This window comes from Mediterraneibacter agrestimuris (genome assembly GCF_943193195.1).
Lineage (GTDB): Bacteria > Bacillota > Clostridia > Lachnospirales > Lachnospiraceae > Schaedlerella > Schaedlerella agrestimuris.
Window position 1 is genome coordinate 17,411 of the sequence record NZ_CALPDG010000015.1, and the last position, 23,644, is coordinate 41,054.

Genomic DNA, 23,644 nt, shown 5'->3' on the forward strand with positions numbered 1-23,644 from the left:
GGCATGGCTCATGTGATGGAAATGAAAGACGGAAAAACAGCCGCGGTATTTGGATTTAGGGATGTGCTGGAGATAATTGAAGAATATGCCGGACCGGAACCAGGGCGTTTCATTGCGGAGCATGTATCTGAGATCGAACAGGACAGGGCGGACTTTGCGGAACAGGAAAAATACTACGAGGGCAGGATTGAGAAACTGGAAGACCACCAGAGGGGGCTTCTGAATGATGTGGAAGAAGAACTGGAAGCTGTGGAGCAGCTTTTGGATGCACCGCGTTTAAACCGCGCAAAGCTGTATGCTGCTGTGAGAAACATCCAGAAGATGGTCCAGGCAGAACTTTAGGTGTACGGGCATATACCAGATGGCATCGGAGGATGCGGAAAGCGAGGATTTTGATATGAAAACAGGCAGAAGTTTAAAAGAGGTCATGGCGGAACTGGACCGCCAGAGCAGGGCAAAGAGAGATTATATCGGGCCGGCGGAGGCGTTCCATCTCAGGGACGACGGCCAGACGTTTGAAATCAACCATGTGGTTTCCGGGCAGCAGGAAGTCTTTGCTACCAGCCAGCTTTTTCACAGGCAGGTGGCAGCGGCACTTGGAATCCCGGCAAAGTATTATGACATGATGTCGGCGCAGAAACCGGAGCTGCTGGCAGAGAATGTGAATGCATGGTTTGCGGACAGGACGAACAGCTACATGATCCGTTCCATGGATTACGGCAAGGGCTCGGTGGCAAGGGCGCTCCTTTCCGAACGGTACCGCCGCATTGACAACATGGAGGTTGCCACGTCTGTCCTCCCGCTGTTTGCCGGACAGGAGCAGTACGAGGTAGTTTCCTGCGAGGTGACGGAGAACCGGTTGTATTTAAAGATCGTCAACCACCGTCTGGAGATGGCGGTTGTTCCGGGGGATTACGTGCAGGCCGGCGTGGTGATCTCAAACTCGGAGGTCGGGCTGGGTTCCGTTTCTGTTCAGCCTCTGGTCTACCGTCTTGTGTGTACGAATGGAATGGTAGTCAATGACATGGGCGAACGGAAGAACCATGTAGGAAGGACTGCCAGGGCATTGGAGGACAGCTTCTACATTTATTCGGATGAGACCATCGAAGCGGAGGACAAGGCGTTTCTTTTGAAACTCCGGGATGTGACGGCTGCGGCGATCGAGGAGAGCCGTTTTGCACAGGTGGTCGGCAGATTAAAAGAAGCGGCCGGTGTGCCGATCACGGGAAAGGTGCCGGAGGTGGTGGAACTTACCGGCCGCAGCTATGGACTGAACCAGGACGAGCAGGATAACATCCTGCAGTATCTCATTTCCGGCGGTGATCTTTCACAGTACGGGTTATCCAATGCCATCACACGGGCGAGCCAGGAGGTGGAGTCTTATGACCGGGCGACCGCCCTGGAGGGCATCGGCTGGCAGGTGGCAACAATGGCGCCGCAGCAGTGGAAGGAGATGAACGGGTAATGGCTGAGAGAGATTTTGGATTCCGCTGGGTGACACGCTCCTCTGATACAACTGCCGCCCATCCATCCAGGAATTCCCACTCTGACCCGACCGCAGACGCGGCTATTGGCAATCTCATGCGGGAGGAGAAGAAGAAAAAGCACCCGTCCAGGCGGCAGAAGCGTGGCAGCCGGCGGGGACCGGAAGGAGGCGCCTGCAGTGAGGGAAAGTGAAGTAGAAAAAGCATTTGTGGATGCGGTCAGGGAGGCTGGCGGTAAAGCAGTGAAGTTTACTTCCCAGACGATGAACGGGGTGCCGGACAGACTGGTTCTGCTGCCGGGAGGCAGGTGTGCCTTCGCAGAGCTGAAAGCCCCCGGAAAGCAGATGCGGAAGCTGCAGAGGAAACGGAGGGAGCAGTTACTGGCCCTTGGATTTCCGGTGTTCTGCGTGGACCGGCCGGAACAGATACAGTCAGTTATGGAATCACTCCGGAAATGGAAACCGGGGGAACCGGTACCAACGGGAATAGGGGCAGAGATACCGGAACGGAAGAATATGGTGCTGCCGGGGGAAGGAGGTGGTGCCCGGTGAAGTTCGTACCGCATGATTATCAGGCTTATTGTATCCAATATGTGAAAACACATCCGATTGCGGCGCTGTTCCTGACGATGGGACTAGGCAAGACGGCGATCACTCTGACGGCTGTCAATGACCTGATGCTGGATACTTTTGACGTGAGCAAGGTGCTGGTAGTGGCCCCGCTCCGGGTAGCACGGAACACATGGCCGGCAGAAGTTGAGAAATGGGAGCATTTGAAATTTCTTTCCATCTCCGTCATCGTGGGCGACCAGAAAACACGGATCGGGGCACTGAACCACCCGTCCCTGGTGTATGTCATCAACCGGGAGACTATTAAGTGGCTGGTAGAGTATTACGAGAAGAATGGCCTGCGGTGGGATTTTGACATGGTGGTGATCGATGAGCTGTCCTCCTTCAAGAACCACCAGAGCCAGAGGTTCCGTTTCTTACGCAAGATCCGTCCGTTTGTGAAGCGGTTTGTCGGGCTGACCGGTACGCCGACTTCCAATGGCCTTATGGACTTATGGGCGGAGATTGGAATCCTGGACGGAGGGGAGCGCCTGGGGCGTTTCATTGGCAGATACAGGGAGGCATACTTCAAGCCAGGCAGCATGAACCCGCAGACGGGAGTCGTGTTCCAGTATGTTCCCAGGGATGGAGCAGAGGAACAGATATACGAAAGGATTTCAGATATCGCCATTTCCATGAAAGCTCTGGATTATCTCAATATGCCGGAGTGTGTGATGGCTTCCCACGAGGTGGAAATGAGCACGCAGGAAAAGAAGCTCTACGATATGCTGGCAAAAGACCTGCTGATCCCGCTGGAGGACGGGGATATTGACGCTGCCAACGCTGCAGCCCTTTCCGGAAAACTCCTGCAGATGGCAAATGGTGCTGTGTACGATGAGAATGGAACGGCCCGCAGGATTCACGACTACAAGCTGGAAGCATTGGAAGACCTGATCGAGGCGGCCAACGGGCAGAGTGTTCTGGTGGCGTACTGGTTCAAGCATGATAAGAAACGTATTGAGGAGCATCTTTCCAGGCTGGGCTATCAGACGAGGGATATCAAGTCCAGCGGTGATATCAAGGACTGGAATGCAGGGAAGATCCCGGTTGCGCTGATCCACCCGGCATCTGCCGGGCACGGGCTGAACATCCAGGAGGGCGGACACATCCTGGTCTGGTTTGGCCTGACCTGGAGCCTGGAACTTTACCAGCAGACCAATGCGCGCCTTTGGCGGCAGGGACAGACGGATGTGGTGACGGTACATCATATCATTACGAAAGGCACTGTGGATGAAGATGTGATGGCTGCACTGGAAGAAAAAGATGTGACGCAGGAAAAACTGATTGCTGCGGTCAAGGCAAGGCTTGGACGGTAAGAGCACAGATTTAAAAATACACGGTTCGGACGGAAGGAGGACGATTCATGGGACGACCGAAGAAAGAAAAATATGAAATAGAGGGGCGGTTCCTGGCGGAAGCCCTCCTTCTGGCCGGATCATACTCCGCAGCCGTAAAGGAAAAGAAACAGCTTCAGGATCTGATGACGGGAACATTTGAATATACAGAGGATATGGCGATACAGGATTTAACCGGCGGCGGGCAGCAGGAAGGGGAACGGGTGCAGACCAGCAATATTTCCAATATCCCGGAAAGGGTGGCAATCCTGCTGGCAGACGGGTATGTGGAGAAACAGAAATACCGGATGCAGAGGGAAGCGCAGAGCCGGATGAATGAGTACCGGAAACTCTGCGAACAGGTTGAGATCGTGGAAACCGCTGTGAATGAACGGATGGACGACAGGACAAGGGCTGTGTTTGTACAGATATATAAAGAACAACGGAAAAAGGGGCAAGTGGTTGATGAATGCTGCCATCGGCTATACAGGTCGCAGGTAGAACGGGCATTGTCAGATGCTATCGACAGCATTGCAGAGGAACTGGCATATCGTGAGTTTATTGATTCGTGTGAGAGGGAAGAGGGGTGAGAAAGATGGGACGGCCGAAGAAAAGAGTATATACAGCGAGTGAAAGTTATTTGGCATTCACCGAGAAATTGATTCGGAGCTATCCGGCTATCAAAGAATATTGTATTCGCTATGAGCAATCCCATAAAGGGCTGCTAGAAAAACTGAATCTGCAGGAAGTTTATTCACCAGAGGATTATGGATATGATGAACCGTTTCTTCAGTACAAAGCAGCAGAAGGAAGGGAAAAAGAAGCGTTGGAAGAGTATCTGGACGCTAAGAAAAAGGTGTTCTTTCTAGAACATCACATTGGCAATATGGAAGATATCCAGATGAAGGAGGTAGCGAGAACTTTATTTTTGGAACAGGAACAGCAGAAAAATGCAGAAGTTTCAGTAGGAGGCCATATTATTTCTTCCCGGACTATTGGCAGGGAAAAGCAGAGAGCGATTGCTTATATTGCGTGGTGCATCGAGGAGTATTCTGCATGGGAGGCCAATGAGCTGTTTGGATAAGATCATAGAATGCGGGAGCCCGGATGTCAAGCTGTTTGATGTCTGGGCTGATTTTGTGTAATAAAATGCTTTTTTAATAGTTGGTGTGGCAGACAATATATTTGGCATTTTTTTCTGCGTAAATGGCGTTCAAACCGGGTGTTTTTGTTACGTTTTCTCTGGTATTATTTATAATGCCGGGAGGTGGAGGAAAGAGATATCCTCCAAACATAAAGCTGGAGCAGGAGCAGTCCTGTTTCCGGCTTTTTCTTTTGCGTACACCACGGGAGGTGAGAGGATTGGGCAGGAAAAACAGGAGGAAGGAATCAGCGTATTCACGGAAGATGAGACTGAATCCGGAGAAGCTGATCTCCAAACCGCAAGCAGACACCGTACATAGCGGCAAGGCTCCGGTTCGGGGTGACATTTGGTTTGCGGAGCTTGGAAAGCATCCGGGGACGAGCGTCCAGGAAGGATGCCGTCCGGTGTTCATCATGAGCAATAATACGGCAAACGGGCATTCCGGGACAGTGACTGTCGTGCCGATGACTTCCAAGAAGAAAAAAACATATCTTCCGACTCATGTTTTGATGGAAGTGTCGGACTGCCCAAACCTGGAACCTTCCATGGTGCTGGCAGAGCAGGTGACCACCATCGGCAAGTGCGCCCTCAAGAGTTTCGTGGGGCGTGTCGGGGAGGAAAGGATACATGAGATTGAGAGGGCTGTGGAAGTGCATCTCGGCCTGGATGGGAAGATCCGGGATAAGTAAGCGGCCGGATACCTTTTTCTGTTCAGATTTTACATTCAATAAGATTTCTAACCAGGATTGGAGATGATAAATTGTGGGAACTACCAATAACGGCCATGCGCCGGTGAATTTTGTAAACATTCCGGCGGATCTGAAAGCATCCTGCCGTTTTTGTGTATGGAAGATGGAGAAGGGGAAAGGCAAGTCGGCAAGGCTTACGAAGGTACCCTATGACCCGGCGACCGGGAAGAAGGCGCAGAGTAATAACGCCGCGACTTTCTCGGACTTCAATACCGTTATTAAAACCTACGCGATGGGCGGATATGATGGTATCGGTATCCGGGTAGATAACGGTATTGGGGCATTTGACATCGACCACTGTATCCGTGAGGACGGGAGCCTGAACGATGTGGCTGCTTCCGTGCTTGGAATCTTCAAAGATGCTTATGTTGAACGGTCCCCGTCCGGCACTGGCCTACGCGGGTTCTTCCGTGTGGAAGCGGATTTTAATTTTGACAAGACTGTTTATTATATCAACAACCGTACCCTGGGCCTGGAGGTTTACCTCGCCGGGGCGACAAACCGTTTCGTGACGGTCACAGGGAATAAGTACCGGGAAGGCACAGTCCCAACGGATATGCCGGCGCTTCAGACTTTGCTGGATACGCTGATGAAGCGAAAGAGCCAGGTGGTGAACACACATATTGAGCCGTGCTCCTACCTGTCCGATGAGGAAGTATTGGAGCATGCAGGGAAGTCTGCCAATGGTGAACGCTTCATGAATTACTACGAAGGCAACTGGCAGAAATATTTCGATAACCAGTCCGATGCGGACATGGGGTTCCTTTCCATGCTGGCGTTCTGGTGCGGCTGTGATGAGGAGCAGATCGACCGCATCTTCCGTACTTCCGGGATGATGCGTCCGAAGTGGGACCGGCAGCAGGCAGGCACTACCTACGGGGCGATCTCCATAAGGAATGCGGTGTCTACCTGCCGTGCGATCTATCTTCCGGTCGATCCGCAGGATATCACGGATGCAGGGGATGAGTTCAGGAACCTTGACGGGGAAGAAGTGGATTACAATCCGGACCTTTCCCAGATCAAGACCACTCTGGATGAGATGCAGCCGCAGTCCAATCCGCGTTATGGCAGGGATGAGATCGGGGTTGGAAATATGTTTGCGGACTACTTCAAAGGCGTCGCCCGGTACAACCGTGACCGCGGCATCTGGTATGTGTATGACGGGGCGGTATGGAGGGCAGATACCGGAGGGCTGAAAGTCGCAGAGCTGGCAAAACTCTTAGCTGACCGCCTTTTAACTTATGCCATCAAAATCAAGGAGGAAGATACGAGGAAGCGTTTCATCGACCGCATCCGCAAGCTGCAGCAGAGGAAACACAGGGATACCATGCTAAAGGATGCGAAGTCCGTGTACCCGCTGGCAATGTCCTTTTTTGACCGGGATATTTATCTGTTCAACCTTGCCAATGGGACGCTGAACCTGAAAACACGGGAATTCCGGGAACACCGGGCAGAGGATTTCCTGACGAAGATTTCCCCTGTCATTTATAACCCGGATGCGGAATGCCCAAGGTGGACGCAGTTCATGGAAGAGGTTATGCAGGGGGATGAAGAACGTATCCGGTATATCCGGAAGGCGCTGGGCTATGCGTTATCCGGAGATACCAGAATGGAGTGCCTGTTCATCCTTTACGGTGCAACCTCCCGTAACGGCAAGGGTACGATGATGGAGACCTTCCTGCGGGTCATGGGTGACTACGGCCGCAACGCTGATCCCGCCCTCCTTGCCATGAAGTTCAACGCACAGAGCAATGGACCGACAGAGGAAGTGGCGCGTCTTGCAGGTTCCCGGTTTGTGAATATCTCGGAGCCGGAAAAGAAGCTTACAATGGATGCCGCCTTTACCAAGCGTATGACGGGTAACGATTCCATCACGGCCCGGTTCCTGCATGAGAACAGTTTCGAGTTCCGTCCGAATTTTAAGATATTTATCAACACGAACCATCTGCCGAATATCACAGATTTGACGCTGTTTGATTCCGGCCGTATCAAGATCATCCCGTTCAACCGCCATTTTGAAGAGGAAGAACAGGATAAGGGATTGAAGTCTTTCTTTGCGGAAGAAGATAATATGTCTGGCATCTTCAGCTGGCTTTTAGAAGGTTACCGGCTCTTTGAAAAAGAGGGGCTTACCATGCCAAAGTCTGTGCTGGAGGCGACGGATGCTTACCACAAGGAATCCGACAGGATTAGTATGTTCTCATCGGAGTGTCTGGTTACAGAATATGGGAATAAGCTGACAAGTAAAGCGGTTTATACGAGGTATGTGGACTGGTGCAGGGATAGTGGGTACAAACCGGAGAATATGAAAAATTTCCGTAAGGGTATGGAAGTGCATTACACATACAACAACAGCGGAAGGCCGACAGGCGGTGGAAACCCAACGACCGTTGTTGAGGATGTGAAATTTGCTACCGGTGAAGAACCGGAATTTGAAGTGATCCCGGATGCTTAAAGGAGCCCATCATTTCCACAATATACTGTTATCCAGGTATGCAGGAAAAACACTAAAATCCTCTTTTGGTAGGGGCAGCGGCTTTTTCATCTCCTACAACCTCCTACAATTTTGGGGATGCGGAATTGAGAAAAACCTTTATTTTATGCTACTTTTTAGCTTTCCAAGATGGGATGTAGGAAATGTAGGAGGAAAATAGGTTATTGTTTTTTATTGTTTCTTTTATAGGGGATTTATATTTTATCTCCTACATCCCCTACAAAAGAATAAAAACAGAAAAAGAAAATCAGGAAAATGGCTTGTTTCCAAGGAAAACCGGGATTTGAAGATTGTAGGAGGTACGGATTTTGGGGTGCGTTCATCTCCTACAATCTCCTACATTGCGATTTAATGTGGCGAATAACAGATCATATCAGGCATCCTTTGCGGCGGCTTGCTTTGTGGGAATCCTTACAAGGTGAGCAGGGGCAAAGGGTGCCTGCTTTGATACATAGACAAAACGAGAGGAGAAGTAAAACTATGAGCAGAATTTTAACATGTGAACAGGTGTCAGACGGGCATCCCGATAAAATTTGTGACCAGGTTGCGGATGCCATTGTGACGGACTGCCTGGTACATGACAAGGACAGCAGGGTGGCGATTGAATGCCTGTTAAAAGACAGCCGCCTCATTATCGCCGGGGAGCTGACCAGCAAGAACCAGCCAGACTACCGGAAACTGGTGGATGATGTTTTGGAGCGTATCGGAAAGGGAAAGACGGAATACGGCAGGATGGAAATCATCAGCCCTTTGGATGTCGCCCTCATGGTAAAGGAACAGTCCCCGGACATCGCCCTTGGTGTGGATAAGGGCGGAGCCGGAGACCAGGGCATTATGTTCGGATACGCAACCAACGAAACACCGGAGCTTCTCCCGGTCCCGTTTGCGGTGGCGACCAAGTTCCTGCGGCTTTTGAAGAACCATCCGTCAAAGATGTTTCGTGCGGATGCCAAAGCACAGGTCAGCTTTGACTATGACAGCGGACGGATCACCGCTTTCCTCTGCTCCGTGCAGCACAGCCCGGATGTGGAGGTCGGTGATTTCCGGCACATCATCGAGGGGATGATGGTGCTGGCTGCCTGTGAGTACGGGCTGAATGGTGATTTCGTGAAACTGGTCAATCCGACCGGGCGGTTTGTGGTTGGCGGTTCCTTTGCTGACTGCGGCGTGACCGGACGCAAGCTGGCATGTGATACCTACGGTGGCATTGGCAGGATCGGCGGCGGTGCGTTATCCGGGAAAGACCCCAGCAAGGTTGACTGTTCGGCTGCATACATGGCGAGAAAGATCGCCCGTGACATTGTGCAGGCTGGATATGCGGAGCAGTGTGAAATCCAGATTGCCTATGCCATCGGGATGGAACATCCGGTGTCGGTAAATGTGGACTGCTTCGGCACAGAGTTCCAGCCATTGGATTTCATCCAGGCTTATGTGGAGGACAGCTACGATCTGACACCGAGGGGAATCATTAGCCGCTTGCATCTGCTGGATGTGGATTATAACTTGGTATCCACTTACGGACACTTCGGGAAGCCCGGACTTCCGTGGGAGGAATAGGGATGCCGTACAAACCAAAGGTACCCTGCAAACACCCTGGCTGTGCGGAGCTGGTGGAACCAGGGACAAAGTATTGTGAAAAACACAAAGCACTACACCCGGAGGAGGTGCGGTCAGCTGCAAAGCGTGGGTACGGAAGGAAGTGGCAGAAAGCCAGCCGGGAATACCTGCAGGCGCATCCGCTGTGTGTGCTGTGCATGAAGAAACAGCCGCCGCGGTATGTGAAGGCGACAGGGGTTGACCACATCACCCCACACCGCGGCGACCAAAGGCTGTTCTGGAACCGGAGCAACTGGAGGAGTTTATGTAAGCAGTGCCATGATAAAAAGACACGGGCGGAAGATAACAATCCGACCTACACCTATTGAGCAGTGTCTTTCTCGATCACCAGCCGTCCTTCCTCACATTGGATGGACACGAAGCTGCCGGCTGTGAAACCGAGCTGCTCCAGCCACTTCCCTTCCAGACGGATCTGTGGGAAAGGGGTGCTGCCATGATAAGTGAGATAGACTTTCCTTCGGCGGTTCCTTTTCTGTTTCTCGTTCAAAGGTTCATGCCTCCTTTCTTTGCTGTGTGGTCATGTTACCTCTGAAAGAAAATATATCCAGTTAATCCGATGCCATAATCTGCACAGATTTTTGTGGTTTTCCTTGTGTACATTATGGCGGGAAGACCCCGCCGGGGGCCGGGTTCACTTCTCTGTGGTGAAGTGACACGGAGACCGCCGCCCCCTCAAACGTAAAAAACCGCGAATTTGATAGGCCGGGGGTCTGGCAGTTACGGCGCAAAATGAAACTTATGGACCAGGAGGCGCGGCAGCACTGCCAGACCCCGGCTTTTCAATATCCGAAATGAACCAGAACACATGAAATCCCTTGATAAAACGGGAACTTTCGTGTGTTTTTGTTTGTTCCGGAGAAATATGAAAATCTGGAATAGAGCAACGATTACCCATGTGCCAACCATACTGTTATGCAGAAAAATCACCTCATCATTTTTTATATGTTTTTTGGAATTTTTCCGCAAAATGGGCGGGGTTACGGTGCAATATGAAACCCGGCAGATAGGAGGGGCGGCGGTGGAAGCAAATACAGAGATGCTGGAAGATATGGCGAAGCGGTTCTGCCCTAACTGCGGTGCGGCAGTCGTACAAAATGGCAAAGGCCGTCCAAGGATATTCTGTTCGGAGCCCTGCAGGTATGCCTGGAAGAACAGGCATCCGCGCCCGGAGAATTGGAAATCCACCCGGACTGCCATCTGCCCGGAATGCGGGAAACCGTTTCTGGCAAGCCGGGAGTATGGGAGGGTGAGGAAATACTGCAGCCATGCCTGTGCCAACAGGGGGCGGGCAAAACGGAAGGAGCGTGAGGAAAATGAAGGATAAAGTAAAAACCATTGGTGTGTATTCCGTCTGCAATACGATGGGTATCTGCGTACATGAGATAGACCACTGTGAGGACAGGGTGCTTGCATCCGCTTATGGAGAAAATCCGCAGTGGTGTCCCATGAATGAACAGACGCCGGAGGGCGGGGAAGAGGCAGAGCCGGGGTTCTCATTCGGTTCTTTTTTCGTGCCGTTCTCAGAGGTTATGCGCGTCTGAGTAAAGGAGGACGCATGGATGCAGAAAACTGCACAACTGAAAGTGCTGCCGGTGGGCGTACTTAGGCCGGCCGCATACAATCCCCGGAAGAAATTAAAGCCGGGGGATAAGGAGTACGAGAAAATTAAAAATTCCATCACAGAGTTTGGTTTCGCAGACCCGCTTGTGGTCAATGCCGATATGACGATCATCGGCGGCCACCAGAGGCTGACTGTGGCAATGGACCTGGGTTATACAGAAGTGCCATGCGCGGTGGTCGATATTGACAAAGTCCGAGAGAAGGCATTGAACATTGCCCTCAATAAGATCACGGGTGCGTGGGATGATTCCCTGCTGGCTGACCTGTTGAAGGACATCGAGAACAGCGACTTTGACTTAGGCAAAACTGGCTTTGACCCGCCAGAAATTGACGAACTTTTCAATAAAGTCCATGACAAAGAAGTCAAAGAAGATGATTTCGATGTGGAGAGCGAATTGAAACGGCCGGCTTTTTCAAAGAGGGGGGACATCTGGCATCTTGGCAAGCATGCGGTCATTTGCGGTGATTCCACTCTGCCGGAAACCTATACCTGGCTGATGGGGGAAGTCAAAGCAAATCTTGTGTGTACGGACCCGCCATATATGGTGGCGTTGCAAAGTACATCCGGCACCATTACAAACGATGATCTGAATGACCATGATGCTGCGGAATTTCTGATGAAAGCCTTTTCCTGCTTCCACGAAGCGATGGCAAATGACGCATCCATCTATGTGTTTTACGCTACGGCAAAAGCCCGGATTTTCCATGATGCGTTTGAGGATGCAGGTTTCAAAGTCGGAGCAGGGCTGGTTTGGAAGAAGGACCGTCTGGTACTGACAAGGACGGACTGGAAATACATCCACGAACCGATCATCTTTGGATGGCGTAAAGACGGCCGGCATCGCTGGTATGGCGACCAGAAACAGGTAACTGTTTTTGATTTCCCAAGGCTGAAAAGTTCTAAGGAGGAAGGCTGTGGGCATCCGTCCAGCAAGCCGGTCCCGCTGATTGCTTACCTGATTAAGCAGTGTACAATGACCAACGGCGTTGTGCTGGATGGGTTCCTCGGCTCGGCATCTACCTTGATTGCCTGTGAGGAACTGGAACGTATCTGCTATGGCGTGGAGCTGGAGGAAAAATTTGTGGATGTGGCGGTCAAACGCTATATCAAGTATAAAGAAGGCCGGTATGATGATGTGTACGTTATCCGTGACGGGCAGAAGCTGTCACTGGATGAGGTGGTGCAGTTGGATGCAGATGATCTCCCGTCAGGGGAGCAGGCCGCCACGGAGTCTGGAGGTGTGCTGGAATGACGGGAGATAAGACACTGACCCTCGGCAGCCTGTTTGACGGTTCCGGGGGTTTTCCTCTGGCCGGCATCCTTGCCGGGGTGACGCCTTTGTGGGCATCTGAAATTGAGCCATTCGCTGTGCGGGTGACCACAGCGAGGCTTCCGCAGATGCAGCATTACGGGGATGTTTCAGGCATCAGCGGGGCAGAACTCCCGCCTGTGGATATCATTACCTTCGGCTCACCATGCCAGGATATGTCCATTGCCGGGAAACGGAGTGGCCTGGACGGTTCACGGTCCAGCCTGTTTTATGAGGCAGTCAGAATCGTGAAAGAAATGAGGGAGAAGACCAATGGAGAGAAACCAAGATTTATCTGCTGGGAGAATGTCCCCGGCGCCTTCTCCAGCAACAAAGGAGAAGATTTCAGGGCGGTCCTTGAAGCCGTCATCGGCATTAAAGAACCGGCCGCCCAGGTGCCTGCGCCTGGTAAAAAAGGCTGGCCCTACGCCGACTACTATGTGGGAGACGGATGGTCAGCCGCATACAGGGTTCTTGATGCGCAGTGGTGGGGAGTTCCCCAGAGAAGAAAACGTATCTTCCTTGTCGCAGATTTTGCAGGTGAAAGTGCCCCGGAGATATTATTTGAGTCCGAAGGCGTGTCGGGGTATTCTGCGGAGGGCTTCCGTGCGTGGCAAAGAGCTGCCGGAGATTTTGCGGCTGGCGCTGGAACGGCAGGCGGCGGAGGAGCCGGAAGGATCGTCTTAAACGACCAGGGCGGCAGCCGCATGGATGTGACAGAAGAGGTTGCCTGTACCCTGCGGGCAGAAGCGCACCATCCCCCGTGTGTGATGGAGGCAGCCGGGTTCTGCACGGAACATTCCGCACAGTCACGGGGCATCGGTTATGAAGAGGAGACATCCCCGACCTTGCGGGCCGGGGTGGTCCCGGCAGCTGTGGCACTGGAAAACCACCCGGCAGACAGCCGTGTGGATATTTCCGAAGATGGCAGGGTGCAGACGCTGACCGGCCGGATGGGGACTGGAGGCGGAAATGTGCCTCTGGTCATGACGGAACCGGAAGAATTACCGGAGATGTATGAAAACCATTCCCAGGATACCAGATATACGGGACCGCTGGACACAGCGCCCACGGTCAATGCCACTTACGGCATGGGCGGCAATAACCAGCCTTTTGTGGTGGAAAAGCCAAAGACACTGAAAATACGCAGCGGATGTATCGGTGGCGGAAAGGGGCCGCTGGTGCAGGAAGATTTATCAGCGACACTCGGATGCAACAATGACCAGACAGTATTTGTACCATTCTGCAAAGGGACGCGCCCGCATTCAGCCGGAGAAGGGCAGGTCTGGAAAGAGGGGGATGTGGCAAATACGCTGAACACATTTGATACCGGGGAATCCCGGTGCAGTGAACTGGTGGTGGGCGCATTTGGTATCTGTTCTAAGGACAGTAACGCCATGAAGTCTGACAATCCGAAATCCGGATTTTATGAAGCGCAGACCTCCCGGACGCTGGATGCCAATGGCGGAAATCCGGGCTGCAACCAGGGCGGGATTGCCATCGTCGCTTTCGCACAGAACCAGAGGGATGAAGTGCGTGACCTTGGAGATGCTACCGGCGCGCTTGCGGCGGAGCCGGGAATGAAACAGCAGACCTATGTCCTGCAGGGCAGCATGATCGGCAGGGAGGATAAGAATGGGCCGCAGGGCAGCGGCGTGGGCGAAGAGGTTTCGTTTTCACTGACTGCCGCAGACCGGCATGCGGTAGCCTGCCCGATCTACAGCATCAGTAAAAATTCGCATTTCACCAGGGCAGAGAAAGAACTGGCAAATACACTGGTGGCAACAGATTATAAAGACCCGCCGGTCGTAAATGACAAGCCCGAACCGGAGCCGTACTATATTGTACGCCGCCTGACTCCGACCGAGTGCGCAAGGCTCCAGGGCTTCCCGGACTGGTGGTGCGGCGGTTTGGGGATAGAGAATCCGACCACAGAAGAAATAGAGTTCTGGGTGGAAGTGTGGGAAACACACCGGAAGGTCATGGGGACATCCAAAAAGCCGAAGACTGAGAAACAGATCCGGAAATGGCTGGCAGATCCATATTCTGATTCCGCGGAATATAAACTCTGGGGAAACGGCATCGCACTGCCGTGCGCTTATTTTGTACTGTCCGGTATCGTGTGGGCGGCGCAGAAAGACAGGGATAGTGATTCATGAAATATGGCAGGAGCCGCCTCTGCCGCCGATGGGAGACCATAAGCGGCATGGTCGGCTTCTGCCATAGTACATAGGAGGGGGAGTTTTATGGGATGGCTGATTACAGTGGCTGCTGTTGTTTTTATTGCGGCTGCATTTCTGGTCACCCTCTCCATCTGTTCGATGGCTGTGGATGAGGATGATGACAAGGAACAGATAGAATGGATACGGGAGACCATGGAGAAAAGCAGAAAACGGAAAGATGGCAACGACTTACACTAATGCACAATTCCTGCACGGGTATTTGTGCATTAGGTCAATTCCATACATTTGCGGCGGTATCCGTTGACTTATCCCGGCTTTAGAGTGATTAATACCATACGCCAAAGAACACCGGCAAAGAGCCGGGAGAACAAAGAAAGGAGCGGCAGGACATGATGAGATTTGAAAAGAACATAGAGGAGAGAAAGGTACTGGTCAAGAGATTAGGAGAGCTTACAGGGATTGCCCCTCACTACACAAAAGTTCCAAGATGCGCATACGAGATCGGCGCTTACACGGTGGAACGGGATGGCAGCCTTACGGTGGAAGAGGATGCGGCAGAATCCGGAATCCTCACCACACTGAGAGAGGAAGGGCTGATTAGGGCTGATGAGGGAATCATCGGAACTGCACCGGAAGAGAATGCGGAGGAAGCACAGCAGGAACAGACAGAGGAATCTCCGGATACAAGAGATGAGGCTGATGCAATCCCGGACAGTGGATACGGGGCAGAGCCCCAGGAGGGAGCAGCCGCCCAGGAAGGGGAGGAATCCTTGGATATGGTGATCAGCCTGCCGATGGGGGCGCATACGGGAGTTTCCCTGAGAAACCTTGTGAACATGGTTTACAGCAGAGGACCGCTTCTTAGCAGAGCTACCGGAGGGAACTTCCATGTGGCAAAGGAACTGGCAGAGGCCCTGCAGGATGATTCCTGCACCACCGCAGTCCAGAGTTTTTTGAAAACACTGACAGATTATACGGAAGCACACGGCGGCATGGAGGGACTTAAGATTACAGAGGAGCAGATTTCCTTCACAGGCTTTCCGGTACCGGCTGATAAAGCACACGCTGATGCATTTTGCCAGCTGGCGGCCATGATGAATGGCATGGCGCTTTCCCAGAAACGGATTCAGGCAAAAGAGGTCAATACCGATAATGAAAAATACGCATTCCGCATCTGGCTCCTCCGGCTGGGGATGAACGGGGATGACTACAAATCCACCAGAAAGGTGCTGATGGAGAACCTTGGCGGACACGCCGCATTCCGGACCCCGGAGGAGGCAAAAAAGGCAAAAGCGAAAAATAAAGCAAAGCGTGAGGCACAGAAAAAAGAACTGGCGGAGCTGGAAGCGGATACCCGCCTGAATGCGGAACTAAACGGTTTGGATGAAGCACAGACCGCAGAGGCGGTGGCGGACGCCGCCTACATTGCCGCAGTCAACGCCGCATTTGGAGAATAAGTCTTTGTGCCCGGCTGGTAACCGGGGGCGGGACATAATCAGGCACCCCCTCCATTGTAAGGGATATTACCTCTGATAATGTACATTATCAAGAGATTTCTCCACCATAATATACACATTCTTTGCCCCAGATCTTTGGTACATTTATGCCCGTTATCAACTTGCTATTATCTGCATTCAGAGTGATATATAGACACAACAAAAGAGCAGAAAACACCGCAGACAAGCGGATTTGCAAAGGAGATAACAGGCATGAACGAAAAGACAAGGGCACAGATTGAAGCGATGAAAAACCAGACCGTTGGAGTAGAGGTCGAGATGAACAACATCACCAGAGAAAAAGCTGCAAAGAAAGCGGCAGAGTTTTTTGGAACCGGACGGTATGAAAACACCGCAGGCCGGAACGGATATTACACCTGGTCGGCATGGGACGCACAGGGAAGGGAATGGAAGTTCCAGAGGGATGTCAGCATTGAGGGGCCGGACAGCCAAAAATGCGAGATGGTCACACCGGTCCTTACCTACGGCGACATTGAAACCCTGCAGAGGCTTGTCAGAGTTCTCCGGAGAGCAGGGGGAAGAAGTTCGGCAAGCCGGGGATGCGGAGTCCATATTCACATCGGCGGGCAGGGACACACACCGCAGACCATCCGGAACCTGGTCAACATCATGGCAGCCCATGAGGAACAGCTGACACAGGCAGTCAGGATCGACCGCTGGAGGCAGAGCCGTTACTGCCGCACGGTAGACCCGGATTTCCTGGAGAGGCTGAACCGGCAGAAACCGAAGAGCATGGAGGCGCTCAGCCGGTGCTGGTACAACGGGGAACGGGATACTTCCCATTACTCAGGAACACGGTACCGGATGCTGAACCTCCACAGCTTTTTCAACCGCTACCACACCATCGAATTCCGGCTTTTCCAGTTTGATGAGCCAGGCGAAGGAAAGCAGGGGGGATTGCATGCGGGGCAGTTAAAATCCATGATCCAGCTTTGCCTTGCGATGAGCGAGCTTGCGAAAGAACTGCGGTACGCAAGCCCTAAGAAACAGCAGGATGAGAATGTGGCTTACGCACTGCGGTGCTGGATGCTCCGGCTGGGATTCATCGGGGATGAGTTCAAAACCGCAAGGGATTATTTCCTGCGGAACGCAGAAGGGAACTGTGCATGGAGACACGGAAGGCCATAAAGCCTTCCATCCGCAGACACTTCCGGGCGGGGAACCGCCCTTGGGGTGGTAGAAGGAGGCGAAAATATTATGAAGATTGAAAACGGAAGGAAACCATTAGACAGAGCCCCAAGCGGCAGGGCATTTAAAGTGACGGTGTCGGAGCTTTACCAGAGGGAGATCACCGTGTACGAATCGGAGATGAAGGAAGCGACAAAGGAGGAAGCCGTCCGGATGGTAGAGAACTGGTGGCAGGACAGCCAGATCGACTTAAACGAGGCTGATTTTCAGGGCGTGGAGTATTCCGTGACCGAAATAAAAGAAAATCCGGAAGGCGGTGAGTGACAATGGCCGGAGTGTTTTCCCTTGACCTGGGCAGGGCGGCTGCGAGGAAGGCGGACAGATTCTACCTGGCGTATGGCTCCAACCTTTCCTTGGAACGGATGAAAAGCCGCTGCCCGGATGCCGTGGCATTTGGCACTGCCGTTATCCCAGGGTACCGGCTGCTGTTCAAAAAGAGCAGGACAGGCAGCTACGCAACCATTGAGCAGGATGCCAACTGCTGTGTCCCGGCACTGGTCTATAAGATCTCGGAGCTGGATGAAGCCCTGCTCGACCGTTATGAAGGGTATCCCAGGTATTATTACAAACGGAAGTTCCGGCTTTCCGTTACGAGGCTGGATTCCGGGAGACGGATGAAGGAAAAGAAAATGTGCATGGCCTATGTGATGCGCGAGGAGCGCACCCTCGGAGAGCCGGGTCTGGAGTATTTCCGGCTTTTGGATGACGGGTACAGCACATGGGGTTTTGATACGGATATCCTGGATAAAGGATTGGCGGACAGTATCGGGAACGAAGCGGCGGAAAAGTACATAGGGCTTTACCTGAATGGGTAAAGTACACAATCCACAGCCGGTACATTTGGCAGTTTTATGGGCGGGAAACCGCTTGCTATTACCGGCAGAAAGAGTGATTAATACTATACCGCCTGGGAACGGCGGGAGAAAGGAGCGGAAGCAAATGAAGGATAAGAGATACTACATAGCATACGGCAGCAACTTGTCGGTGGAGCAGATGGCCCACCGCTGCCCGGATGCAAAAATCATCGGAACTGCGGTGGTCGATGATTACGCATTGCTTTTTAAGGGCTGTGCCACCATTGAACCGAGGAAAGGCAGACAGGTGCCGGTGCTGGTCTGGGAGATTTCCCCCAGCGATGAAAAAAGGCTTGACCGTTATGAAGGGTATCCCAGCTTATATTACAAAAAGGATATGGAGCTGACGGTCCGCATGGCCGGGACGGATGCCAGCCGGGAACTGACCGCGATGGTCTACATCATGGATGAACGCTGCCGATTTGGGACCCCTACGGTTTATTATTATCAGGTGCTGGAGGAAGGCTATAAGGCATTCCATTTCCCGGAGCATATTCTTGCGGAGGCACTGGAGGACAGTATCGGAAAAAGGGAAGCAGGGATCTTCCTTAACTATGCGGGAAGGATGGCAGAATGAAGGAGGAGCAGGCATGGTATTTCCAGAGAGCAAGATCGTAGAAAAGATCAGGCGTGAATATCCGGCCGGATGCGAGATGGTGCTTGACCGGATGGACGACTGCCAGGCCCCGCCCGTGGGGACACACGGGATTGTGAAAGCGGTGGATGACACAGGCAGCATCGAAGTCGCATGGCGCACGGGCGGCGGCCTGCGCGTGGTGTATGGGGAAGATGCCTGCCACCGTATTGATACGGATGAGATTGTGAAGGAATTCCTGACGCAGTATGGGAAAGAGCAGCCTGAAGGAAGCTGCCCCCGCTGCGGCAGGCCCATGCCTCATTTGAGCCGCCATGCAGTCAGCAGGCGGGCCGCTATCATTGTGTGTGACCCTTGCGGCACTGAGGAGGCGCTGGAAGATGCCGGGATGACGGGGAAGAAACCGCTGTTTACATGGACGGCATGGAAGGGGAGATGAAAATGGCGCACAGAAAGATGCCTGCTTACGGAGAGCGTGAGCACGGCGGCAGATACATACTGGACGATTACTGCTGGTCCAGGAACCACTGCAGGGCAGCCACTATCCGCCGCTGGAAACGGAACCTGAAAAAGAAAGCCAGGGCAAAAACGCGGATGCAGCTTGCCAGATGGGAGGAGGACAGTGGAAATGGAAAACAGCGTATGGAAAACAGGGGATACATGTTTTGTAATCACGAATAAGAAGAAGCGGCGGACGGCTGAATATAAGGTGCTGTCTTTTGACGGGAGATATTATTTTCTGGAAAGCCGGACGGGAAGCCGTATCAATGCTTCCTCTTCCCGGATGTTCCGTTCAAAGGAAGCTGCCGCGGCTTCACTTGGATAGGAGGCAGCCATGATGCAGGAACCGATGCCGGGAACGGCACGGATAAAAAGGAACAGCTGGTGCAGGGGCAGCGGTGCGTACAGTATGAGGGGAGAACTGAAACACGGGATTTCGCTCCGCAGGAAAATCCTGAACCGGAAAGTGCGGCACCAAAGACGGGATGTCTGGAAAGGGTGTTCCTATAAGCGTATATGCCGGACATCCAGTATGGTGGATTTCAGCTAAAGAGAAAACGGGGGCCGGTATAATCCGGCTTCCGCCTCCAGTTTACCGTATGCCCGCTCTGAATAATGTACACAATCATCCGGGCAAAAGACTGGTACATATATGGGGCTGGAACTGCTTGCTTTTCTTTAACAGTGACGGTAATATGTCATCACAAAAAGCAAAGGAGGGCGCAAAATATATGGAATGGAAGATTGACGGTACAGCCAGAAAGAAGGCACTGAAATTTAAGGAGGATTATGAACGGCTCTTTCAGGAAATGACAGGTTCGATGGAAAGCCTGGCAGGAGAAGTCGTTGGCGGTCTGAAACAGGAAAATTTATGGGATGACCAGGAGGCGGTACTCAATGTGATCAGCGTACTGCCGGGATGCTGGTTCCGGTCCCGGCTTTACTCCCGTTACTATGAGATCGCGGATAAACCGCATAAGGTGGTCACAAATCCGGAATGCAAAGTGTGGAAAGCAGACCGGGAAATATTACGGAAGGCCCAGGACTTTGCAGAGGATTATGAAGAAAAAGAGAAGCGGTTGCTGCAGATGGAGGAAGATGCGGAAAAAGAACTCACTGATTATCTTAAAAGAACCGGCTTATGGGAGGACTGGGAAGCTGTACACGAAATGAGATGCTGCCTTCCAATATGCCTTGTGCGGGAGAAACTGGATGGCCGGTATTATGAACTCCGGAATAAAAAGCAAAGCCCTGATAGATAAGAGACAGGTTTCCATCCAGAGATCATGCACAGTTTCTGCCGGAGATCTTTGTGTACATTATGGTACGGAATTGACTTGATAATATGTGCTTTTAGAGCGAATATGTCACTACCGAAAGGGAAAACAAAGAAAACGGAGGAAACACACATGAAGAAGTTAAGCAAAAAGGAACTTGAAAGCCTGGTGGAGATCGCCAAGAAACACATTTACCCGGTGGAAGCCAGAGGGGATTTGGAAACACGCGACAATGACAGCGAGGATTTCCTGGATGTTTCCGTCTGGAGCATCAAAGCAGCGTTGGCGGCAGCCTACGAACTTGGGAAGGAAAACGCAGGCAGACGGGGCAGCGAAAGAAAAATCAGCTTACAGACATCCAGCGGGCAGGAGGAGGCACTGAGCAACCTCTGGTACGGCGGCAGATGCGACATTGCATCTTTCAGGGACGCGGTCGAGGACAGCCGGACAGGAGCCGAGATGGCTAGGAACCTTGGCAGGCTGGACCTTTTGAGGAAGTTCCGGCTCGACCGGGAGACGGATACCAGGATCAGATTGAAGTCAACCGATACCCTGGGCAACGTGAGCTACCTGATCATTACAAAATAAGGAGCAGAAAACAGGCAGAGGCAAGGGGCTGGAAGAACCGGCCTTTTGCTTGTGCCTGTTTTGATGCCATAAAATACACAGTTTCCGGGCTGGATCTTTGTGTACATTATGGTGTCGATATGAGTTGCTATTACCGGCACCTGACGGTAATATGTGTCACAACAAAGGGGGACACCCAAAAACAAGGAGGGCACAGGCCATGAAGAAAAACAATTTCGCAGAGGAATACGCACGGGAGGCAGCACTCAAGGCACAGTACCATGAGGCGGAAAAGGCAGGCAGCGCGGAAGGGCAGGAAACTGCACGGAACGCCTACCATGAGCTGGAGGGGCAGATCGATGCAAAGGGAAGTTCCTACGCAAGAATCTACCAGCTTTACAGCGAGGCACGGGAGCGGGGCAACGAGTACATTGATTTAAACGATACCATTTGGGATAAGCAGGTAAAGCCGCTGATCGACAGCCTACGGGAATACGGCATTGAAAAATTTACATTTTCCTCCACCTGGTCTTCCGCAGTGGAAACCGCATGGCTTTTCACACAGAACGGCTGCAGGCTGGAAGGGCTGGTGGAGATTAACAGCAGCCACCGGGCATTCATGAGTGAGGAATACGAGAAAGCCCACGGATACCTTTTTTCCACCGGGGATGCGGAAGAAAAATAAAGAAAAGCATAACCGGCCGGGAGAGGGGCGGTAAGCCCCTCAAAAGCCGTCCGCCGGGGGTCTGTCCGGCCTTCCGGGAAAAAGGCGGACACGGCCGGCTGTGGCGGCACGTGGGAAGATAAAAACGTACCCAAAGGCCGGGTTGTTATTTCGTAATAGAGCAGTAACGCCGTGATTAGAATAATAATACACAATTTCCCTGTTTCATCTTTGTGCAGCATATTCCCGTAATTAACTTGCTATATGTGCGAAACAGAGCGAATATGTCACTACCGGAAGGGAAAACAAAGAAAACGGAGGAACACAGCATGAAAGCATATTACAATTTTGAAGAGATCACCAGCATGGAGAACCTGCAGTTGAAAGTCAGTTCATACGGGGCAGTCCTGAAATACGGAGACAAGGTACTGGTAACGGACATCGCATGGAGGGGATTTGTGGCAGCGGTTTATGAATTTGTGGAAACCCCGGAAGAGGACGGGCTGGATGCCGTGGAGTGCCGGTTAAGCCTTCTGGAAATGTCGGATGAGGTTTTCGAGGACGGCGGCCACGCCATTGCATGGTGCATGGAAAAAGCGAAATAAAGGAGAGGAAGGATTATGGCGGGATGCAGAATTTGTAAACGCGATATGCTGACGGCGCGGGGATGCGCCGTCGGGACGTACACATTCATGGGAAGGTGTATCCAAGGATCAAAGCAGGGGATGGCCGGGATTTTAACCCATACATGGAAGAGGGGGAACGTTGCGGTGACTGCGGTGCAATGAAAGGGTTTTTCCACCATTTTGGCTGCGATACAGAACGCTGCCCAGTCTGTGGGATGCAGATGATAAGCTGTGATTGTGAAGATGTTTTTTATGAGGGGATTGCAGAAGAATGATTCAGGCGGCGGCCCGGAGATCCTGAAAACGGAAACTCCGGGCCGCCATAATATACACAGATTCTTACCCGTATCTTTGGTACATTTATGGCTTGGAATTGACTTGATAATATGTGCTTTTAGAGCGAATATGTCACTACCGAAAGGGAAAACAAAGAAAACGGAGGAAGCACACATGAAAAACATTTACAGACTGAGAAATGAGTTCAGCCTTAAAAACTACAATACAGAGATCACGAGGGCAGATTTTGAAGCCCATTTTACCAAAACGAAGGGGCGGATTGATTTCACCTTCAACGGATGGGACGGGAAGAGCTACGATGGTGAAAGCCGCAGGGCGCACGTTTACCGCACCGACATTCCTGGTTATGAGGACGCACGGTTTATCAAAGTCGGAAAGGGGCTGCATTACATCGACGAGGAGAGCAGCGTGTTGGAAAAGGCGACCGGAGCCTTCCACAAGGAAGCGGAGTGGCTGGTGGATGTTGGGAGAGCGTAAAGGGGGCGTTGGCATGGAACTGAAATTATACAGGGTGACTTATAAAATATGGAATTCGACCTTTTCTGGCCTGATCCCCAGGGAAGCACTTTCCATCGGGATTCATGAAGCGGATGCCATCCAGAGATTGAGGGCTGAGGCAGAAAGGGATGCGAGGGAGTTTGAGGCAACGATAATTACGGAAGTACAGGGACACCGGATTATTGTTGAATAAAACAGCACCTGGAACGGGCTGTTTCGATTAAGGGAGGCGGGAATAAATGATCAACATTGCTGAGAAAATGGAGCGTGAGAGCCGGCTGCAATCCAACCTTTCCAGATGGATGATACAGCACGGGACGGTTCTTTCTGACCGGAGCCGCAGTAACGAATATGTGGGTGTGCGGATTGTGGAGGTCCGATGGAGAAACGAAAACTGGCGGATTACAGAGGTAGACGGGATGACCTGCCGTATTGAGCGGATATAAGGATTTAGAAAACAGGCAGAGGAAAGCGGCCGGGGCTGCCGGCCTTTTTCCTCTGTCCGCTTTCCTATAAT

34 protein-coding genes are annotated in these 23,644 nt (G+C 52.2%); 33 read left to right on the plus strand and 1 reads right to left on the minus strand.

Annotated features, from left to right (window positions below):
• The first annotated feature begins 3 nt into the window (after nt 1-3).
• The 11 genes from NFS18_RS09110 to NFS18_RS09160 all read left to right on the plus strand — a co-directional run bounded on the left by NFS18_RS09110 (nt 4) and on the right by NFS18_RS09160 (nt 9,738).
• Nucleotides 4-342 (plus strand): hypothetical protein, encoded by a 339-nt coding sequence (locus NFS18_RS09110; protein ID WP_251389748.1) that lies wholly within the window; start codon nt 4-6, stop codon nt 340-342.
• Nucleotides 343-361: 19 nt separating this feature from the next.
• The gene (locus tag NFS18_RS09115; protein ID WP_251389749.1) at nt 362-1,465 is read left to right on the plus strand and encodes a DUF932 domain-containing protein; all 1,104 of its coding nucleotides are present in this window, start codon (nt 362-364) and stop codon (nt 1,463-1,465) included.
• Complete coding sequence (locus tag NFS18_RS09120; protein ID WP_251389750.1) at nt 1,465-1,677, plus strand: hypothetical protein; 213 nt, start codon at nt 1,465-1,467, stop codon at nt 1,675-1,677. The genes NFS18_RS09115 and NFS18_RS09120 overlap by 1 nt, the downstream gene beginning before the upstream one ends.
• Nucleotides 1,664-2,035, plus strand: coding sequence for a VRR-NUC domain-containing protein (locus tag NFS18_RS09125; RefSeq protein ID WP_331477614.1), 372 nt, complete (start codon nt 1,664-1,666; stop codon nt 2,033-2,035). The genes NFS18_RS09120 and NFS18_RS09125 overlap by 14 nt, the downstream gene beginning before the upstream one ends.
• Nucleotides 2,032-3,408, plus strand: a complete 1,377-nt coding sequence (locus NFS18_RS09130) for a DEAD/DEAH box helicase (RefSeq protein WP_251389751.1) — start codon at nt 2,032-2,034, stop codon at nt 3,406-3,408. The genes NFS18_RS09125 and NFS18_RS09130 overlap by 4 nt, the downstream gene beginning before the upstream one ends.
• Before the next feature lie 47 nt (nt 3,409-3,455).
• Nucleotides 3,456-4,016 (plus strand): hypothetical protein, encoded by a 561-nt coding sequence (locus NFS18_RS09135; RefSeq protein WP_251389752.1) that lies wholly within the window; start codon nt 3,456-3,458, stop codon nt 4,014-4,016.
• Nucleotides 4,017-4,021: 5 nt separating this feature from the next.
• Entirely contained in the window at nt 4,022-4,510 is a 489-nt protein-coding gene (locus tag NFS18_RS09140; RefSeq protein WP_251389753.1) for a hypothetical protein, read from the plus strand.
• A 278-nt stretch (nt 4,511-4,788) separates the two neighbouring features.
• Nucleotides 4,789-5,259, plus strand: a complete 471-nt coding sequence (locus tag NFS18_RS09145) for a type II toxin-antitoxin system PemK/MazF family toxin (protein WP_251389754.1) — start codon at nt 4,789-4,791, stop codon at nt 5,257-5,259.
• A gap of 73 nt (nt 5,260-5,332) precedes the next feature.
• Nucleotides 5,333-7,774, plus strand: a complete 2,442-nt coding sequence (locus NFS18_RS09150) for a phage/plasmid primase, P4 family (protein ID WP_251389755.1) — start codon at nt 5,333-5,335, stop codon at nt 7,772-7,774.
• Nucleotides 7,775-8,293: 519 nt separating this feature from the next.
• On the plus strand, nt 8,294-9,370 hold the full coding sequence (gene metK / locus NFS18_RS09155) for a methionine adenosyltransferase (RefSeq protein WP_251389756.1): 1,077 nt from the start codon (nt 8,294-8,296) through the stop codon (nt 9,368-9,370).
• A gap of 2 nt (nt 9,371-9,372) precedes the next feature.
• Nucleotides 9,373-9,738, plus strand: a complete 366-nt coding sequence (locus tag NFS18_RS09160) for an HNH endonuclease (RefSeq protein WP_251389757.1) — start codon at nt 9,373-9,375, stop codon at nt 9,736-9,738.
• Here the strand turns inward: NFS18_RS09160 and NFS18_RS09165 are convergent.
• Nucleotides 9,732-9,917, minus strand: coding sequence for a SymE family type I addiction module toxin (locus tag NFS18_RS09165; protein ID WP_251389758.1), 186 nt, complete (start codon nt 9,915-9,917; stop codon nt 9,732-9,734). The genes NFS18_RS09160 and NFS18_RS09165 overlap by 7 nt on opposite strands.
• 375 nt (nt 9,918-10,292) lie before the next feature.
• Here NFS18_RS09165 and NFS18_RS09170 point away from each other — a divergent pair, with 375 nt between their 5' ends.
• The 22 genes from NFS18_RS09170 to NFS18_RS09275 all read left to right on the plus strand — a co-directional run bounded on the left by NFS18_RS09170 (nt 10,293) and on the right by NFS18_RS09275 (nt 23,573).
• The gene (locus NFS18_RS09170) at nt 10,293-10,754 is read left to right on the plus strand and encodes a hypothetical protein (RefSeq protein ID WP_251389759.1); all 462 of its coding nucleotides are present in this window, start codon (nt 10,293-10,295) and stop codon (nt 10,752-10,754) included.
• Nucleotides 10,744-10,971 carry a hypothetical protein gene (locus NFS18_RS09175; protein ID WP_251389760.1) on the plus strand — a complete coding sequence of 76 codons (228 nt, stop codon included), beginning with the start codon at nt 10,744-10,746 and terminating at the stop codon, nt 10,969-10,971. Before NFS18_RS09170 ends, NFS18_RS09175 begins: the two co-directional genes overlap by 11 nt.
• 18 nt (nt 10,972-10,989) lie before the next feature.
• Nucleotides 10,990-12,303, plus strand: a complete 1,314-nt coding sequence (locus tag NFS18_RS09180) for a site-specific DNA-methyltransferase (RefSeq protein WP_251389761.1) — start codon at nt 10,990-10,992, stop codon at nt 12,301-12,303.
• On the plus strand, nt 12,300-14,519 hold the full coding sequence (locus NFS18_RS09185) for a DNA cytosine methyltransferase (RefSeq protein WP_251389762.1): 2,220 nt from the start codon (nt 12,300-12,302) through the stop codon (nt 14,517-14,519). Before NFS18_RS09180 ends, NFS18_RS09185 begins: the two co-directional genes overlap by 4 nt.
• An 87-nt stretch (nt 14,520-14,606) precedes the next feature.
• Nucleotides 14,607-14,780 carry a hypothetical protein gene (locus tag NFS18_RS09190; protein ID WP_251389763.1) on the plus strand — a complete coding sequence of 58 codons (174 nt, stop codon included), beginning with the start codon at nt 14,607-14,609 and terminating at the stop codon, nt 14,778-14,780.
• A 152-nt stretch (nt 14,781-14,932) separates the two neighbouring features.
• Nucleotides 14,933-16,000 carry a hypothetical protein gene (locus NFS18_RS09195; protein WP_251389764.1) on the plus strand — a complete coding sequence of 356 codons (1,068 nt, stop codon included), beginning with the start codon at nt 14,933-14,935 and terminating at the stop codon, nt 15,998-16,000.
• 252 nt (nt 16,001-16,252) lie between these two features.
• Nucleotides 16,253-17,188, plus strand: coding sequence for an amidoligase family protein (locus NFS18_RS09200; RefSeq protein ID WP_251389765.1), 936 nt, complete (start codon nt 16,253-16,255; stop codon nt 17,186-17,188).
• A gap of 69 nt (nt 17,189-17,257) precedes the next feature.
• Nucleotides 17,258-17,512, plus strand: coding sequence for a DpnD/PcfM family protein (locus NFS18_RS09205; RefSeq protein WP_251389766.1), 255 nt, complete (start codon nt 17,258-17,260; stop codon nt 17,510-17,512).
• A gap of 2 nt (nt 17,513-17,514) precedes the next feature.
• Nucleotides 17,515-18,063 (plus strand): gamma-glutamylcyclotransferase family protein, encoded by a 549-nt coding sequence (locus tag NFS18_RS09210; RefSeq protein ID WP_251389809.1) that lies wholly within the window; start codon nt 17,515-17,517, stop codon nt 18,061-18,063.
• Nucleotides 18,064-18,187: 124 nt separating this feature from the next.
• Nucleotides 18,188-18,679, plus strand: a complete 492-nt coding sequence (locus tag NFS18_RS09215; protein WP_251389767.1) for a gamma-glutamylcyclotransferase family protein — start codon at nt 18,188-18,190, stop codon at nt 18,677-18,679.
• Nucleotides 18,657-19,136, plus strand: coding sequence for a DUF4314 domain-containing protein (locus NFS18_RS19485; protein ID WP_331477615.1), 480 nt, complete (start codon nt 18,657-18,659; stop codon nt 19,134-19,136). Before NFS18_RS09215 ends, NFS18_RS19485 begins: the two co-directional genes overlap by 23 nt.
• A gap of 2 nt (nt 19,137-19,138) precedes the next feature.
• A complete protein-coding gene (locus NFS18_RS09225) occupies nt 19,139-19,378 on the plus strand; it encodes a hypothetical protein (RefSeq protein WP_251389768.1) in 240 nt (79 codons plus the stop codon).
• The gene (locus tag NFS18_RS09230; RefSeq protein ID WP_251389769.1) at nt 19,326-19,523 is read left to right on the plus strand and encodes a hypothetical protein; all 198 of its coding nucleotides are present in this window, start codon (nt 19,326-19,328) and stop codon (nt 19,521-19,523) included. The genes NFS18_RS09225 and NFS18_RS09230 overlap by 53 nt, the downstream gene beginning before the upstream one ends.
• A gap of 9 nt (nt 19,524-19,532) precedes the next feature.
• On the plus strand, nt 19,533-19,748 hold the full coding sequence (locus NFS18_RS09235; protein ID WP_251389770.1) for a hypothetical protein: 216 nt from the start codon (nt 19,533-19,535) through the stop codon (nt 19,746-19,748).
• A 181-nt stretch (nt 19,749-19,929) separates the two neighbouring features.
• Nucleotides 19,930-20,460, plus strand: coding sequence for a hypothetical protein (locus NFS18_RS09240; RefSeq protein ID WP_251389771.1), 531 nt, complete (start codon nt 19,930-19,932; stop codon nt 20,458-20,460).
• Nucleotides 20,461-20,607: 147 nt separating this feature from the next.
• The gene (locus NFS18_RS09245; protein ID WP_251389772.1) at nt 20,608-21,063 is read left to right on the plus strand and encodes a DUF6900 domain-containing protein; all 456 of its coding nucleotides are present in this window, start codon (nt 20,608-20,610) and stop codon (nt 21,061-21,063) included.
• 199 nt (nt 21,064-21,262) lie between these two features.
• Nucleotides 21,263-21,727 carry a DUF7698 family protein gene (locus NFS18_RS09250; RefSeq protein ID WP_251389773.1) on the plus strand — a complete coding sequence of 155 codons (465 nt, stop codon included), beginning with the start codon at nt 21,263-21,265 and terminating at the stop codon, nt 21,725-21,727.
• Between the two features lie 308 nt (nt 21,728-22,035).
• Nucleotides 22,036-22,311, plus strand: a complete 276-nt coding sequence (locus tag NFS18_RS09255) for an Nmad4 family putative nucleotide modification protein (protein WP_251389774.1) — start codon at nt 22,036-22,038, stop codon at nt 22,309-22,311.
• Between the two features lie 62 nt (nt 22,312-22,373).
• Nucleotides 22,374-22,607, plus strand: coding sequence for a hypothetical protein (locus tag NFS18_RS09260; protein ID WP_251389775.1), 234 nt, complete (start codon nt 22,374-22,376; stop codon nt 22,605-22,607).
• Nucleotides 22,585-23,106, plus strand: a complete 522-nt coding sequence (locus NFS18_RS09265; protein WP_251389776.1) for a hypothetical protein — start codon at nt 22,585-22,587, stop codon at nt 23,104-23,106. The genes NFS18_RS09260 and NFS18_RS09265 overlap by 23 nt, the downstream gene beginning before the upstream one ends.
• 13 nt (nt 23,107-23,119) lie before the next feature.
• Nucleotides 23,120-23,320 carry a hypothetical protein gene (locus NFS18_RS09270; protein WP_251389777.1) on the plus strand — a complete coding sequence of 67 codons (201 nt, stop codon included), beginning with the start codon at nt 23,120-23,122 and terminating at the stop codon, nt 23,318-23,320.
• Between the two features lie 46 nt (nt 23,321-23,366).
• Nucleotides 23,367-23,573: a hypothetical protein gene (locus NFS18_RS09275; protein ID WP_251389778.1), complete on the plus strand. Its 207-nt coding sequence runs from the start codon at nt 23,367-23,369 to the stop codon at nt 23,571-23,573.
• Nucleotides 23,574-23,644: the final 71 nt, after the last annotated feature.

What these genes read in the sequence shown, in the direction of transcription:
- NFS18_RS09175 (WP_251389760.1), top strand. Translation starts at nt 10,744, where the DNA reads ATGAAGGATAAAGTAAAAACCATTGGTGTGTATTCCGTCTGCAATACG.
- NFS18_RS09160 (WP_251389757.1), top strand. Translation starts at nt 9,373, where the DNA reads ATGCCGTACAAACCAAAGGTACCCTGCAAACACCCTGGCTGTGCGGAG.
- NFS18_RS09205 (WP_251389766.1), top strand. Translation starts at nt 17,258, where the DNA reads ATGAAGATTGAAAACGGAAGGAAACCATTAGACAGAGCCCCAAGCGGC.
- NFS18_RS09185 (WP_251389762.1), top strand. Translation starts at nt 12,300, where the DNA reads ATGACGGGAGATAAGACACTGACCCTCGGCAGCCTGTTTGACGGTTCC.
- NFS18_RS09265 (WP_251389776.1), top strand. Translation starts at nt 22,585, where the DNA reads ATGAGGGGATTGCAGAAGAATGATTCAGGCGGCGGCCCGGAGATCCTG.
- NFS18_RS09180 (WP_251389761.1), top strand. Translation starts at nt 10,990, where the DNA reads ATGCAGAAAACTGCACAACTGAAAGTGCTGCCGGTGGGCGTACTTAGG.
- NFS18_RS09210 (WP_251389809.1), top strand. Translation starts at nt 17,515, where the DNA reads ATGGCCGGAGTGTTTTCCCTTGACCTGGGCAGGGCGGCTGCGAGGAAG.
- NFS18_RS09140 (WP_251389753.1), top strand. Translation starts at nt 4,022, where the DNA reads ATGGGACGGCCGAAGAAAAGAGTATATACAGCGAGTGAAAGTTATTTG.
- NFS18_RS19485 (WP_331477615.1), top strand. Translation starts at nt 18,657, where the DNA reads ATGCGGGAAGGATGGCAGAATGAAGGAGGAGCAGGCATGGTATTTCCA.
- NFS18_RS09235 (WP_251389770.1), top strand. Translation starts at nt 19,533, where the DNA reads ATGATGCAGGAACCGATGCCGGGAACGGCACGGATAAAAAGGAACAGC.
- NFS18_RS09195 (WP_251389764.1), top strand. Translation starts at nt 14,933, where the DNA reads ATGATGAGATTTGAAAAGAACATAGAGGAGAGAAAGGTACTGGTCAAG.
- NFS18_RS09245 (WP_251389772.1), top strand. Translation starts at nt 20,608, where the DNA reads ATGAAGAAGTTAAGCAAAAAGGAACTTGAAAGCCTGGTGGAGATCGCC.
- NFS18_RS09230 (WP_251389769.1), top strand. Translation starts at nt 19,326, where the DNA reads ATGGAAAACAGCGTATGGAAAACAGGGGATACATGTTTTGTAATCACG.
- NFS18_RS09250 (WP_251389773.1), top strand. Translation starts at nt 21,263, where the DNA reads ATGAAGAAAAACAATTTCGCAGAGGAATACGCACGGGAGGCAGCACTC.
- NFS18_RS09200 (WP_251389765.1), top strand. Translation starts at nt 16,253, where the DNA reads ATGAACGAAAAGACAAGGGCACAGATTGAAGCGATGAAAAACCAGACC.
- NFS18_RS09275 (WP_251389778.1), top strand. Translation starts at nt 23,367, where the DNA reads ATGATCAACATTGCTGAGAAAATGGAGCGTGAGAGCCGGCTGCAATCC.
- NFS18_RS09255 (WP_251389774.1), top strand. Translation starts at nt 22,036, where the DNA reads ATGAAAGCATATTACAATTTTGAAGAGATCACCAGCATGGAGAACCTG.
- NFS18_RS09215 (WP_251389767.1), top strand. Translation starts at nt 18,188, where the DNA reads ATGAAGGATAAGAGATACTACATAGCATACGGCAGCAACTTGTCGGTG.
- NFS18_RS09240 (WP_251389771.1), top strand. Translation starts at nt 19,930, where the DNA reads ATGGAATGGAAGATTGACGGTACAGCCAGAAAGAAGGCACTGAAATTT.
- NFS18_RS09190 (WP_251389763.1), top strand. Translation starts at nt 14,607, where the DNA reads ATGGGATGGCTGATTACAGTGGCTGCTGTTGTTTTTATTGCGGCTGCA.
- NFS18_RS09270 (WP_251389777.1), top strand. Translation starts at nt 23,120, where the DNA reads ATGGAACTGAAATTATACAGGGTGACTTATAAAATATGGAATTCGACC.
- NFS18_RS09115 (WP_251389749.1), top strand. Translation starts at nt 362, where the DNA reads ATGGCATCGGAGGATGCGGAAAGCGAGGATTTTGATATGAAAACAGGC.
- NFS18_RS09170 (WP_251389759.1), top strand. Translation starts at nt 10,293, where the DNA reads ATGAAAATCTGGAATAGAGCAACGATTACCCATGTGCCAACCATACTG.
- NFS18_RS09135 (WP_251389752.1), top strand. Translation starts at nt 3,456, where the DNA reads ATGGGACGACCGAAGAAAGAAAAATATGAAATAGAGGGGCGGTTCCTG.
- NFS18_RS09225 (WP_251389768.1), top strand. Translation starts at nt 19,139, where the DNA reads ATGGCGCACAGAAAGATGCCTGCTTACGGAGAGCGTGAGCACGGCGGC.
- NFS18_RS09110 (WP_251389748.1), top strand. Translation starts at nt 4, where the DNA reads ATGGCTCATGTGATGGAAATGAAAGACGGAAAAACAGCCGCGGTATTT.
- NFS18_RS09120 (WP_251389750.1), top strand. Translation starts at nt 1,465, where the DNA reads ATGGCTGAGAGAGATTTTGGATTCCGCTGGGTGACACGCTCCTCTGAT.
- NFS18_RS09260 (WP_251389775.1), top strand. Translation starts at nt 22,374, where the DNA reads ATGCGCCGTCGGGACGTACACATTCATGGGAAGGTGTATCCAAGGATC.
- metK (WP_251389756.1), top strand. Translation starts at nt 8,294, where the DNA reads ATGAGCAGAATTTTAACATGTGAACAGGTGTCAGACGGGCATCCCGAT.